This window comes from Bacterioplanes sanyensis, from assembly GCF_002237535.1.
Classification (GTDB): domain Bacteria; phylum Pseudomonadota; class Gammaproteobacteria; order Pseudomonadales; family Oceanobacteraceae; genus Bacterioplanes; species Bacterioplanes sanyensis_A.
The window spans coordinates 2477851-2489714 of the sequence record NZ_CP022530.1; the positions used below are offsets into that span (position 1 = coordinate 2477851).

An 11864-nucleotide genomic window follows, 5' to 3' on the forward strand; every position below is an offset into this window, starting at 1 on the left:
AGCCCGGCTGGCGCCGAGCCCTATCGAGCGGGCATAATAGCAGCCGCTGTTTCTTCCACCAACGATATCCCTCCATGACGTTTGAATCTGATGTAATTGTTCTCGGTGCTGGCGCTGCCGGCTTGTTTTGTGCCGCGCAGGCCGCAGCGCGCGGTCTGTCGGTGCAGGTGCTAGACCATGCCAACAAGGCTGGTAAAAAGATCCTGATGTCAGGCGGTGGCCGCTGCAACTTCACCAACTATTACATAGAGCCCAGTTGTTACATCAGCCATAACCCGCATTTTTGCAAATCGGCCCTAAGCCAGTACAGCCAGTGGGACTTTATCGCCCTAGTCGAGCAATACGGCATTGCCTACCACGAAAAGAAAGCCGGCCAGCTGTTTTGCGACGATAAAGCCAAGCAAATTGTCGATATGCTGCTTGATCAATGTGCGCAGTTTGGTGCCCAGGTGCGTTTGTCGGTGCCGGTATCTGCGGTGGAGGTGGTAGAGGGGCAGTACCAGGTACAAGCGGCAGAGCAGACGTTTCGCAGTCGTCAGTTGGTGGTCGCCACCGGTGGCCCTTCTATTCCGACGCTGGGGGCCAGTGGCTTTGGCTATCAGTTGGCGGAGCAGTTTGGCCTCAAGGTCTACCCGCATCGCGCCGGGCTGGTACCATTTACCATCACGGATCAGCTCAAGACGTTATGCCACGAGCTTTCCGGTACGGCACTGAATGTGACAGTGGACTGCAATCACACCCAATTTCACGAAGACATGCTGTTTACCCACAGAGGCCTCAGTGGTCCTGCTATGTTGCAAATTTCGTCCTATTGGTGGCCGGGCGATGAGCTGCAGGTAAACTTGTTGCCCGCTGTGGACGTGGCCAGCGAGCTGCGCCAGGCCCAGCATCAACGTCCAAAACAAAGCCTGAAGCAATGGCTGGCAGACAAAACCACCCAGCGTTTTTCTGAGCAGTGGTGGAGCGCTGTGAATGCGCCATTAGCCGACACCCGCTTGGCGCAACTCAATGGCGAGCAGATGGACAATATTGCTGCACAACTGCACCAGTGGCGGATTAAACCGTCCGGTACCGAGGGGTATCGCACGGCAGAGGTGGCGCTGGGCGGTGTTGATACCGATGAGCTGTCGTCCAAAACCCTCGAAGCCAAACGCCAGCCTGGATTGTATTTTATTGGTGAAGTGGTGGATGTGACGGGGCATTTAGGCGGTTTTAATTTTCAATGGGCCTGGGCCAGTGCGTATGCCTGTGCGCAGCATTTGTAGGCAAGTTGAGCGTTGCGCTATTAGGCTATGACATCTGGCTGATGTGCCGTTATGCCCCCAATCAAACTGGTGGTGCGACTACCAGCTCTTGGGCTTGATCCACGAGAGCTTTAGGGTATAAAAATAATCAACGTCTTCTTCTTTTAAAACTGCTGCTACAGTCACCTCGTCTGCATATATTTGGGGGTGGGTTTTGGTTTCAACCTTCGTGTATGTACCATCTTGCCCTTTACTCGCTGAGAATACCCTGTCGTTTTCCCAACATTTTATTTCTGACTGCGACTGAATATTGTTTTCGGGGCTTGATATGGGCTGCAAGAGATCGGGGTTTACGCTGAGCTGGCAGTAGCTGCTGTTCGAGCCTCGCAACTGGATGCGGACTTTTGATAGACCAGATGCATCTTTCACTTGCTGGATATGATCAATCTTAATAGGGCCTGGAAGCAGCTTTGCGGGTTCTGGCGGCTCACTGCAGGACGAAACTAAAAAAGCAACTGCTATAAAAACGTGTTTCCTTCCCATTACTAATATTCCTTTTAATGCATGTGCACGCCATTTAATCATGGTGGCGTCCATGTCTTATATTCAAATTGCAATGTGCTTGCTGTAGCTATTTATTCACCACCGGCGACCACGTGAGCGGCAACGATACCAGCAAATGCGCTCTATAAAAAAATAATTTCACCCTTTGGATCATTCAAAATCGCGAGCATAATGATGATCATTCGCTGGACGAAACCTATCGCAATAACATCCGCCTTAAATTACGGCTGCTGTGCAGTGACGGCTAAGGCCATTTATCTTGCTCTGGCGGCATAGAGTCGTTAGGCGCATATAACGGCAGATTTTTACTGGTCATCTCATCGCGTAGCTGGCCAACCTTGTCCCATAAAGCCTGTGCGATGTGCGGGTGCTCGGCAACAAACTGGCGGCTGAGGACTAAAAAATAGTCTTTTGAGCGCAGTGGTAAGGCAGATCTTTTAATGTCTTTAAAGTTTGGCTGTGCAAGGTAGGAAGCGGCTTTGGTATCTTGCAACGCAGCTCCGACGACGCTTTGACGTTTTTTTAACATCAGCAGTGCATGGTAAACCGATTTGGGTTGCTGAATATCATGCCCCATGATTTTCAGGTCACTGATGATGGAATCCCCATGTTCTGCGGCGATGATGCCATTTACGTTGTACAACTCGTTGCCATCCCAGCGAATGGGGCTGTCTGGCAGTGAATACAACCAGTAACTGAGCCGGGCCAAGCGTTTGCTGCCGTCAACTTCACCAGAAGAAGTGATCGGGTAATGGCCAATCTGCGCACGTTGGGGTTTGTAAGAGAACATAAAGGCGCCATCAATCATGCCGCTTTCCAACAGTTGCAACACCCGTACATTGGGGTAGCGTTCATAGCGGATGGTGAGGTCGAGCTGCTGCGCGGCGGCATTGATAATGTCCAGCGCGATGCCGGGGGGCTGTTGAATCTCGACACCCGAACCCATCTGATAGGGCGGTGATGGGTTAGTCTGATACGACAACGTCAGTTCAATGTGCTCTGTGGCTGCGCTGCTGACAGAGCACAATACGAGCACAGCCAATGTGAAGACGCGCGTCAGACGGCAAAGGGGCATGTGTTTTCCTAACTTTGGTGCGACAGCGAGCTTTTCCATATTAGTACATCAGCGCTTGGGGTTGTATGGGGTGGCGGCAGCTTGGCCCTGCTCAGACTGGGTTATCTAAGGGATCGGTGACCTAAGCCAAGCCTGGTGGCCTAAGCCGAGCTTGGTCACCTAAACCGCACGGCCATACCAAGTTGGATGCAGTCGAGCGGTAAAAGTTAAATGGCCATGGTGATGGCCACTGTGCCAAAGCGGCCACAGTGGTGTGGGTGTTTGGCGCGATTCGCGCTAGCATCACAAACACGGTTACTCAGATTGGAGCCGATTGTTGCTGTTTAATTGGTTAGTTATTCGTTGTTAACAGCGGCGCACAACAGCTTCAAGCCGTGTGGCTTGACGGTGATGCCGCTGTGGCTAGAATCCCCGCGTTAAGTGCACGAATCCGGCCCGACTCAGCAGCGGTCGCCGTGTCTATCACCCATTGAAAGGACCATGCATGGAGTTTTTACTCGATTTTCTCGCTCGGCTGGTAACTCAGTTTCAAACCCCGACACTGGGCTTTTTGATCGGCGGCATGGTCATCGCGGCGCTGGGCAGCAATTTAAAAATTCCTAACGCAGTGTATCAATTTATTGTGTTTGTATTGCTGATGAGAATTGGCTTGCACGGCGGCATCGAGATTCGTGAAGCGGACTTTACCGCCATGCTGCTACCGGCGCTGTTCTCGGTGGTAGTGGGTGTGGTGATTGTTTTGCTGGGCAGTTTTTTGTTTTCATTTTTGCCCGGTATTAACCGCGCCGATGGCTACGCCACCGCCGGTTTGTTTGGCGCGGTCAGTGCGTCTACCCTCGCTGCAGCTATGGTGCTGTTGGAAGAGGAGTCGATTGTGTTCGAGGCCTGGGTGCCGGCTCTTTATCCCTTTATGGATATTCCAGCGCTGATCCTCGCCATTGTGTTGGCCAATATGCATCAGCACAAACACAGTGAGGACAAACACAGCAAGGTGGATGTCTGGGGCATCGTCAAAGAAAGCCTGCGTGGCTCAGCGCTGTCGGCATTGTTGTTGGGGTTGGCACTGGGGCTGCTGGCACGCCCGGATTCGGTGTTGGAAAGTTTTTATGATCCGCTGTTTCGTGGCTTTTTAACCGTATTGCTGCTGGTCATGGGCATGGAGGCGTACGAGCGTTTAAGCGAGCTGCGCCGAGTGGCCCATTGGTATGCGATTTATGCGTTTTTCGGTCCCATTGTGCATGGCTTAATGGCGTTTGGGTTGGGTTACGTGGCGCATGTGCTGGTCGGCTTTAGCCCTGGCGGGGTGATTCTATTTGCCGTGATTGCGGCGTCGAACTCGGACATTTCCGGCCCACCAACCTTGCGTGCCGGTATTCCTAAAGCCAGTCCGTCGGCGTATATTGGCGCCTCGACCAGTGTCGGTACGCCTGTCTCCATTGCCGTTTGTATCCCACTGTTTATTGCCCTCGCCGAAGTGGTGTTTGACGTTTAATAAGGAAATGGAAATGCAATTACATCCTGCTGAAAAGGTTGTCGTCATTACGGAAAAGCTGATCGTCAAAGGTGTGGTGGAGATCATTGAAGCGGCGGGCGCTAAGGGTTACACCATCATCGCCGCGGGCGGCAAAGGCAGCCATGCGTTTCGCGCAACGTCTGAACGTGCAGCGGTGGTCGACGATTTCTCGGATGTGAAAATCGAGGTGGTGGTGAACGATAAGTCGATGGCAGAAGCCATTATGACGAAAATCACCGAAACCTACTTTACCGACTATTCCGGCATTACCTACATCGAATACATCGAAGTGCTGCGTCCGAGCAAATTCTAGCGCTCACACTCTCTGGTAGCCTCGCTGCACGGGTGATCCGATTGCCGTCAGGCAATGTCATCGCGGCTGGTGCATTGAGGGGGGCAATGCTGTTTAGCGTCTCACTGCTTGATGTACCATAAAAGCAATGCCACGGTAGAGTGTGTTAACGGTTGAAGGTTTGCATGGCGATTAATCACCCACCAGAAGCCTTGGTTCAGTGGTTTGTGGAGGCGCTTAAAAGAGAACAGCTGCCGCCACAGACTATAAGCTACGACGGCAATACCGACTATGACCGTATGTATCAACGGCTGCAGTTTGAAGCCGAGCGCTATTGGCGCTTGCGCTACGGCTATGCCCCCACACCGGGCCACTTGGTCAATGCATTTTTCCAAGCTGAGCATTTTTTAAGCCGCGAGCGGCGCCTGCAACCTGTGTGGTCGCGGGTGATGGCTTGGCTGTCCGATTCGCGTGAGTGATCGCATCGCTACCACCAGTCAAAGCTGATGATCTGGCCTAAACTGCAAGCAGTAGGTTTGCAGCAGAGGTTGACTACCATGACCGAACTACTGGACGGAGCCACGGACACCGCCCAGCCGCCTTCCGTGTTGCTGGTCGATGACGAAACCAGCATTCTCAGCGCGCTCAAACGAACTTTGCGTAGCACTGGCGTCACGCTGTTGACGGCCAGCTCCGGCGCCGAGGGCTTACAGCTGTTGGAACAGCACCCGGTGGACCTGATCATCTCGGACATGCGCATGCCGCACATGTCGGGCTCGGAGTTTCTGGCTCAGGCATCGCAGCGCTTTCCCAGCGTGGTGCGCATCCTGCTGACTGGATTCGCCGATTTGGAGTCCACCATTGCGGCGATCAACGAGGGCAAAATCGCCCAGTATTTGACCAAACCCTGGAATGACGACGAACTGCGCGACATCGTTAGCAAGCACCTAAAAGCCAAGCTGCTGGAAGTGCGTAACCGGCAGTTGAGTCAGGAGTTGCTGGAGAAAAACATCGAGCTGGAAGCCCTGAACAGCCAGCTGGAAGAAAAGGTCGCCGAGCGCACCGAAGAGTTACGCCATAATCACGCCTTGCTGGAAAAAACCCACGACAGTGTTCGCCAGAGTTACGAACACATGGTAGCACTGGCCTCCAGCATTGCCGGCTTGCGCAACCCGGTGTCGTATCGCGCGGATCAACGCAAAGCTGCGATGGCCTTTAGCCTAGCCCAGGCGATGGGGTTATCCGATTCTGAGGCCACGTCAGTGCGTGAAGCGGTGCTGCTGGCGAACTTGGGCAAGGTCGGTTTTCCAGACACACTGCTTAACAAGCCATTTGCCAGTCTTGATGCCGCTGAAGCCGAGCAGTTCCGTCAGTATCCGGTGCTGGGGGAAACGGCGCTGATGGGCATTCCAAATTTAGAGCAGGCCAGTCGTTACATTCGCCATCAGTTTGAACGCTACGATGGCACCGGTTTCCCCGACCAGCTCCGCGGTGATCAGATTCCCTTGGGCTGTCGCATTATGTCAGTGGTGCGCGACTATTTGGATCTGGTGTTGGGTTATTACACCGGCAGCGTGTTTAGCGAGGCGCAAGCCCTGCGCGAGATTGAGCGCTTCAGTGGTGTGTTGTACGACACGGAGGTGGTGGAAGCCTTTAAGCAGCAGCACTTTAACCAAGATGAAGACGACGATGCCGAACGCATCGTCAGCGCCGCGGAATTGCAACCTGGTATGGTGCTGAGCCGGCATTTATTCAGCAATCGTGGCATCGCACTGTTACGTGAAGGCCAGGTGTTGGACCACACCTTGATCACCAAACTGAAACACCTTGAAACCATGGCCGGCGAACCGCTGCATGTATTGGTCGCCCGCGTAGGAGAGCCGTTATGAAAGGCGTGGTATTTGATTTGCTCCGGCAAATGGCGGAAGAGTCGGTTGGCGTTTTAGGCTGGCAACAGGTGCTGGATCGTGCTGGTAGCGACGGTTTGTACGTTGCTACCGGCACTTATCCCGATGACGAGCTGGTCGCCTTGGTGGTGGCGGTATCTGAGCATACTGGACTGTCGGTTGACGAGCTGTTGTATCGCTTTGGGCAGTTTATGGTGCCGGCCTTTGAGAGCAGTTATCCGGTGTTCTTTCACGGCTTTGATCATTTACTCGATTTTCTCGAAACGGTGGAAGCCACAGTGCACAAGGAAGTGCGTAAACTCTACAGTGACGCGGCGCTGCCCACTTTTGAGGTGACGCGCAGCGCAGCCAATGAACTTACTATGTTGTATCGCAGCCCGCGTAAATTATGCCGCTTGGCTGAGGGGTTGATTGATGGCAGTGCGACACGGTTTTCGACTCCCTATCGGTTGAGTCACGATCGTTGTTTGCACCGCGGTGATGATCATTGCGAATTAATCGTGCGTTGTGAGCCGGGCAATGGATGAGCTGCAAGCGTATAAAATGGCGCTGGAGCGAGAGCGTAAACTGCGCAACGCGGCCGAGCATCTGTTGGAAGAGAAATCTCGTGAGCTGTACGACTCGTTGCGCGAGCTGGAAGCCAGTCATCAGGCACTGGAGCAAAACCGGCGACAATTAGTGCAGGCGGAAAAAATGGCATCGCTCGGGATTATGTCCGCTGGAGTCGCCCATGAAATCAATAACCCAGTAAGTTTTATCACCGCCAATTTTAATGTGCTGTCGCAGAACATGAGTGCCTTAAGCCAGTGTTTTGAGCAATTGCGTGAAAAGATTGAGTGCAGCGACGACATCAACATCATTCGCCAATTATTGCAGCAATTAATGCAGCAATACGAGGTGCATTATTTATTGGAAGATAATCAGGATCTTATTCCTGAAACCCAGGTCGGCCTGCAACGTGTGGCGCAGATCGTCGCGGATTTACGTACCTTTTCACGTTCAGACGACCAACCCGCCGAAGCTTTGAATGTGAACGATTGCGTGCGTGGTGCGGTGAGTATTATGCAAAGTCAGTTGGATGTGTTGGTGGATGTGCAGGTGAGCTATCAGCCATTGCCGGACATCACCGGCTTTGCCGGCAAGCTGACGCAGGTGTTTGTGAATCTGATCAGCAATGCACTTCATGCTACGGCGGCGGATGGTCGTATCGCCATCACCACCGCACGTCAGGGCGAGGGCATAGCCGTGCAGGTATCGGACACTGGCCACGGTATCGACGAGCAGCACCTGGATCAGCTGTTTACTCCATTCTTTACCACCAAGCCGGTGGGCGAGGGCACGGGTCTGGGCTTGTCGATTTCCTATGGCTTGATTCAAGAGCACGGCGGCGACATCAAGGTCGATAGCACGCCCGGCGAGGGCACCTGTTTTACCGTTTGGTTACCGCTGCAACGACAAACGGCCTGATTCGATCACCTCCTGACATTCATCAATAAAATACTAGATATAGACCGTATTGATTTTAATTATATGGGGCAACTCACTAATATGCTCAGCAGCCAGCGAACTCCTCCGACTGTGGGGTAGAGGAGGTCGCCGTCATCTACACATCACTGAAGGATTGGCTCATGTCAGTTTATCAAGAAGAAACAAAAGCGGTTGCAGCTCTGAAAGAAGCGGCAGGTAACCCTTGGGATGCCATCAACCCAGAATACGTCGCTCGCATGCGCGTTCAGAACCAATTCAAAACCGGTCTGGACATCGCTCGTTACACTGCCAAGATCATGCGTGAAGACATGGCAGCTTTTGATAAAGACAAGTCTCTGTACACCCAATCTCTGGGTTGCTGGCATGGTTTTGTGGGTCAGCAAAAGCTGATCTCGATCAAAAAGCACTTCGGTACTACTAAGCGTCGTTACTTGTACCTGTCTGGTTGGATGGTTGCGGCTCTGCGCAGTGAGTTTGGTCCTCTGCCTGACCAATCTATGCACGAAAAAACAGCCGTTGCTTCACTGGTAAACGAGCTGTACACCTTCCTGCGTCAAGCGGATGCACGTGAGCTGGGTGGTTTGTTCCGTGCGTTGGACGCCGCTCGTGAAGCGGGTGATGCTGCTAAAGAAGCAGAAATCCAGGGTCAAATCGACAACTACGAAACTCACATCGTACCTATCATTGCTGACATCGACGCAGGTTTCGGTAACGCTGAAGCGACCTACCTGATGGCTAAGCAAATGATCGAAGCCGGTGCCTGTGCGCTGCAGATCGAAAACCAGGTGGCGGACGAGAAGCAATGTGGTCACCAGGACGGTAAAGTGACCGTTCCACACAACGACTTCCACGCTAAACTGCGTGCTCTGCGTTACGCTTTCCTGGAGCTGGGTGTTGACGACGGTATCATCGTTGCACGTACCGACTCTGAAGGCGCTGGTCTGACCAAAGAAATCGCTGTTGTTAAAGAGAAAGGCGATCAGGGCGACGTTTACAACTCCTTCCTGGACGTTGAAGAAGTGAACGTTGAAGACGTTCAAAACGGCGATGTTCTGTTGAACCGTGATGGCAAGCTGGTACGTCCTAAGCGTCTGCCTTCTGGCCTGTATCAGTTCCGTCAGGGCACTGGTCATGAGCGTTGTGTATTCGACTGTATCGAAGCTATTAACGCTGGTGCTGACCTGCTGTGGATTGAAACTGCAGTACCGACAGTACACGAAATCAAAGGCATGATGGACGAAGTACGTAAAGTACACCCAGATGCGAAACTGGTTTACAACAACTCTCCATCATTCAACTGGACGCTGAACTTCCGTCAGCAAACCTACGATGCATGGGTAGCGGAAGGTAAAGACGTTTCTGCTTACGATCGTAACAACCTGATGTCTGCTGAATACGACGATTCTGAGCTGTCTGCAGCTGCTGACGCGCGCGTTAAGACATTCCAGGCGGATACTTCTCGTGAAGCGAACGTATTCCACCACCTGATCACTCTGCCGACTTATCACACGACTGCACTGTCGGTTGATAACCTGGCGAAAGAGTACTTCGGTGAGCAAGGCATGCTGGGTTATGTTGAAGGCGTTCAGCGTAAAGAGATCCGTCAAGGCATCGCTTGCGTTAAGCACCAAAACATGGCCGGTTCCGACATGGGCGACGACCACAAAGAATACTTTGCTGGTGAGAACGCACTGAAAGCTGGCGGTGCTAAGAACACGTCTAACCAGTTCTCTTAAGATCTAGTTAGTTAGTTCTGAAAAAGGCGACCCCTTGTGATGAGGGTGTCGCCTTTTTTGTGCCTAGCGCTTCTGCACAAGTGATGGGGCCAATAATAGATATTCGACTGGCGGCTGCTGTGTTAACCAGCGTTGGCGCTGCCTTCTCTCAGCGCATGGCTGCCCGTTGCCCTAATATTTGGCTTTGCTGCTTAACTCCTCTAAGGTGTCGGGAAAATGAGAGGAGTGTTCCATGGCTGCCGTAGATTTAATCAATACCCATTTATCCCGTACCGATGACATCGCCGACGAGGCCTTTTTGCGTGCTTTACCCAAGGCTGAGTTGCACCTGCATTTGGAGGGTTCGTTAGAGCCAGAGTTGATGTTTGAGCTGGCACAGCGCAATGATATTGAGTTGCCCTTTGCCAATGTGGATGCGGTGCGCGAAGCCTACGATTTTCATAACCTGCAGTCTTTTCTTGATATTTATTACCGCTGTGCCGATGTGTTGCGCACTGAGCAGGATTTTTACGATCTGACCTGGGCGTATATGCAGCAATGCCAGCGTCAGGGTGTGGTGCACACAGAACCGTTTTTTGATCCGCAAACCCATACTGATCGTGGTATTGCATTTGCAACGGTGCTAAATGGCATCACTCGAGCCTTGGCAGATGCCGAGCAGCAAATGGGCATCAGCAGCGAGTTGATTATGTGCTTTTTGCGTCACTTAAGCGAAGAGGCCGCGTTTGAGACACTGGAAGCTGCAGAGCTGTATCTCGATAAAATAACCGCGGTGGGGTTGGACTCGTCTGAGTTGGGCCACCCACCGTTAAAATTTGAACGCGTCTTCACGCGGGCTCGTGAGCTGGGTTTAAAAACCGTGGCCCATGCCGGTGAAGAAGGCCCAGCACAGTTTATTCATGATGCCATTGATGGCCTGAAGGTTGAGCGAGTGGATCACGGTGTGCGATGTACCGATGATGACGATTTAATCCAGCAGTTGATCGATACGCAAATGCCGTTAACCGTGTGCCCTTTGTCGAATACTCGGTTAAAAGTCTATCAACACATGTCTGAGCACCCGATACTGACGCTGTTAGAGCGCGGTGTTCGGGTCACGGTTAACTCCGACGACCCGGCGTTTTTTGGTGGCGATGTGATGCAAAACTACTTGGCGCTGGCGGAGCATTTAAACATGACACGTCGTCAGGCTGCTTGGCTGGCGCATCATAGTTTGACTTCCAGTTTCGCTGCAGAGAAGCAAGATAGCTGGCTGCAGCAATGGGTCGAGGCTCTGCAGTCCTAGTCTTGCTGTTACACGCTGCCATGATGGGGCGGTAATTTTGCCTGTGACTGCTTTTTCAGCTCGGCCGTCAGAGATGGCGGCCCAGCGTTAGGCTGATTTCATTCATGCGGGTTTCACTGTCCGCGAATATGGCCAGGTTATCGGTGCTCCATACGGACTTGCGCTGATACCCGAGATCAATTCGCCAATGTTGGCTGACGTCTGCAATAACGCCAATACCGGCGTTAAAGCTCAAGCCGGACAAGTCATCATCGGCAAACTTGAGGCTGTCAGAGCTGTTGAACTCTTGATACCCCATGCCGGCCACGACGTACGGTTTGATGAGGGTTTTGGTTAAGGTGATTTTCCAATCAACATCTGCTCCCCAAAAATGTCCGCGTGAGTTGATGTCTTCAAAATCGACATTACGGCGCGCCAGTGAAAACTGCAACTGATTGCCGGTGTTGGTGAAGTAGTGGCTGTAGGCAACCAGGTAGCCGCGGCTGTTGAGGTCGGACTCGGTTTTGGTCAAACCGATAAAGTCATGATCGACATGGCCGTGAGCGTCGGTGATGCCCACTTGCACCATCGGGCTTGAGTCACCAGCGTGTGCAGCGCAGCTGATGCTGATGGCTGTGAGCAGGGTGGCAATACTTCGGGGCAGTAAGGAAATGTGTGTGAGCGCGTTTCGGTTGAGTGTCATGTCTGTCTCCAGTTCGATGGCGCGCAACGATACTCCCGTTACCTGAATCCTAGATTAACCGTTTGCGCTCGGTGAGAG

Annotated in this window: 12 protein-coding genes; 9 read left to right on the top strand and 3 right to left on the bottom strand. The window is 52.6% G+C overall.

Annotation, left to right across the window (positions count from 1 at the left end):
• Positions 1-74 precede the first annotated feature (74 nt).
• Complete coding sequence (locus CHH28_RS11525) at positions 75-1265, top strand: NAD(P)/FAD-dependent oxidoreductase (protein ID WP_094060447.1); 1191 nt, start codon at positions 75-77, stop codon at positions 1263-1265.
• 78 nt (positions 1266-1343) lie between these two features.
• On the opposite strand, the gene CHH28_RS11530 is transcribed toward CHH28_RS11525, so the two are convergent.
• Positions 1344-1829: a hypothetical protein gene (locus CHH28_RS11530; protein ID WP_157729890.1), complete on the bottom strand. Its 486-nt coding sequence runs from the start codon at positions 1827-1829 to the stop codon at positions 1344-1346.
• 223 nt (positions 1830-2052) lie between these two features.
• The gene (locus tag CHH28_RS11535) at positions 2053-2883 is read right to left on the bottom strand and encodes a hypothetical protein (protein ID WP_094060449.1); all 831 of its coding nucleotides are present in this window, start codon (positions 2881-2883) and stop codon (positions 2053-2055) included.
• A 484-nt stretch (positions 2884-3367) separates the two neighbouring features.
• Here CHH28_RS11535 and CHH28_RS11540 point away from each other — a divergent pair, with 484 nt between their 5' ends.
• The 8 genes from CHH28_RS11540 (at position 3368) to CHH28_RS11575 (ending at position 11104) form a co-directional block, all read left to right on the top strand.
• Positions 3368-4375, top strand: coding sequence for a sodium-dependent bicarbonate transport family permease (locus tag CHH28_RS11540; protein WP_094060450.1), 1008 nt, complete (start codon positions 3368-3370; stop codon positions 4373-4375).
• 13 nt (positions 4376-4388) lie between these two features.
• Positions 4389-4709: a P-II family nitrogen regulator gene (locus tag CHH28_RS11545; RefSeq protein ID WP_094060451.1), complete on the top strand. Its 321-nt coding sequence runs from the start codon at positions 4389-4391 to the stop codon at positions 4707-4709.
• 164 nt (positions 4710-4873) lie between these two features.
• Complete coding sequence (locus CHH28_RS11550; RefSeq protein WP_094060452.1) at positions 4874-5167, top strand: hypothetical protein; 294 nt, start codon at positions 4874-4876, stop codon at positions 5165-5167.
• Positions 5168-5245: 78 nt separating this feature from the next.
• Entirely contained in the window at positions 5246-6577 is a 1332-nt protein-coding gene (locus tag CHH28_RS11555; RefSeq protein ID WP_199243892.1) for an HD domain-containing phosphohydrolase, read from the top strand.
• Positions 6574-7122 (top strand): heme NO-binding domain-containing protein, encoded by a 549-nt coding sequence (locus CHH28_RS11560; RefSeq protein WP_094060454.1) that lies wholly within the window; start codon positions 6574-6576, stop codon positions 7120-7122. The genes CHH28_RS11555 and CHH28_RS11560 overlap by 4 nt, the downstream gene beginning before the upstream one ends.
• A complete protein-coding gene (locus tag CHH28_RS11565) occupies positions 7115-8062 on the top strand; it encodes a sensor histidine kinase (protein WP_094060455.1) in 948 nt (315 codons plus the stop codon). Before CHH28_RS11560 ends, CHH28_RS11565 begins: the two co-directional genes overlap by 8 nt.
• Positions 8063-8223: 161 nt before the next feature.
• On the top strand, positions 8224-9819 hold the full coding sequence (locus CHH28_RS11570) for an isocitrate lyase (protein ID WP_094060456.1): 1596 nt from the start codon (positions 8224-8226) through the stop codon (positions 9817-9819).
• 232 nt (positions 9820-10051) lie between these two features.
• Positions 10052-11104 carry an adenosine deaminase gene (locus CHH28_RS11575; protein WP_094060457.1) on the top strand — a complete coding sequence of 351 codons (1053 nt, stop codon included), beginning with the start codon at positions 10052-10054 and terminating at the stop codon, positions 11102-11104.
• A gap of 67 nt (positions 11105-11171) precedes the next feature.
• Here the strand turns inward: CHH28_RS11575 and CHH28_RS11580 are convergent, their stop codons facing one another.
• The gene (locus CHH28_RS11580) at positions 11172-11786 is read right to left on the bottom strand and encodes an outer membrane protein (protein WP_094060458.1); all 615 of its coding nucleotides are present in this window, start codon (positions 11784-11786) and stop codon (positions 11172-11174) included.
• Between the last annotated feature and the right edge of the window lie 78 nt (positions 11787-11864).

What these genes read in the sequence shown, in the direction of transcription:
- CHH28_RS11575 (WP_094060457.1), top strand. Translation starts at nt 10,052, where the DNA reads ATGGCTGCCGTAGATTTAATCAATACCCATTTATCCCGTACCGATGAC.
- CHH28_RS11535 (WP_094060449.1), bottom strand. Translation starts at nt 2,883, where the DNA reads ATGCCCCTTTGCCGTCTGACGCGCGTCTTCACATTGGCTGTGCTCGTA.
- CHH28_RS11530 (WP_157729890.1), bottom strand. Translation starts at nt 1,829, where the DNA reads ATGATTAAATGGCGTGCACATGCATTAAAAGGAATATTAGTAATGGGA.
- CHH28_RS11555 (WP_199243892.1), top strand. Translation starts at nt 5,246, where the DNA reads ATGACCGAACTACTGGACGGAGCCACGGACACCGCCCAGCCGCCTTCC.
- CHH28_RS11525 (WP_094060447.1), top strand. Translation starts at nt 75, where the DNA reads ATGACGTTTGAATCTGATGTAATTGTTCTCGGTGCTGGCGCTGCCGGC.
- CHH28_RS11560 (WP_094060454.1), top strand. Translation starts at nt 6,574, where the DNA reads ATGAAAGGCGTGGTATTTGATTTGCTCCGGCAAATGGCGGAAGAGTCG.
- CHH28_RS11540 (WP_094060450.1), top strand. Translation starts at nt 3,368, where the DNA reads ATGGAGTTTTTACTCGATTTTCTCGCTCGGCTGGTAACTCAGTTTCAA.
- CHH28_RS11545 (WP_094060451.1), top strand. Translation starts at nt 4,389, where the DNA reads ATGCAATTACATCCTGCTGAAAAGGTTGTCGTCATTACGGAAAAGCTG.
- CHH28_RS11570 (WP_094060456.1), top strand. Translation starts at nt 8,224, where the DNA reads ATGTCAGTTTATCAAGAAGAAACAAAAGCGGTTGCAGCTCTGAAAGAA.
- CHH28_RS11550 (WP_094060452.1), top strand. Translation starts at nt 4,874, where the DNA reads ATGGCGATTAATCACCCACCAGAAGCCTTGGTTCAGTGGTTTGTGGAG.
- CHH28_RS11565 (WP_094060455.1), top strand. Translation starts at nt 7,115, where the DNA reads ATGGATGAGCTGCAAGCGTATAAAATGGCGCTGGAGCGAGAGCGTAAA.
- CHH28_RS11580 (WP_094060458.1), bottom strand. Translation starts at nt 11,786, where the DNA reads ATGACACTCAACCGAAACGCGCTCACACACATTTCCTTACTGCCCCGA.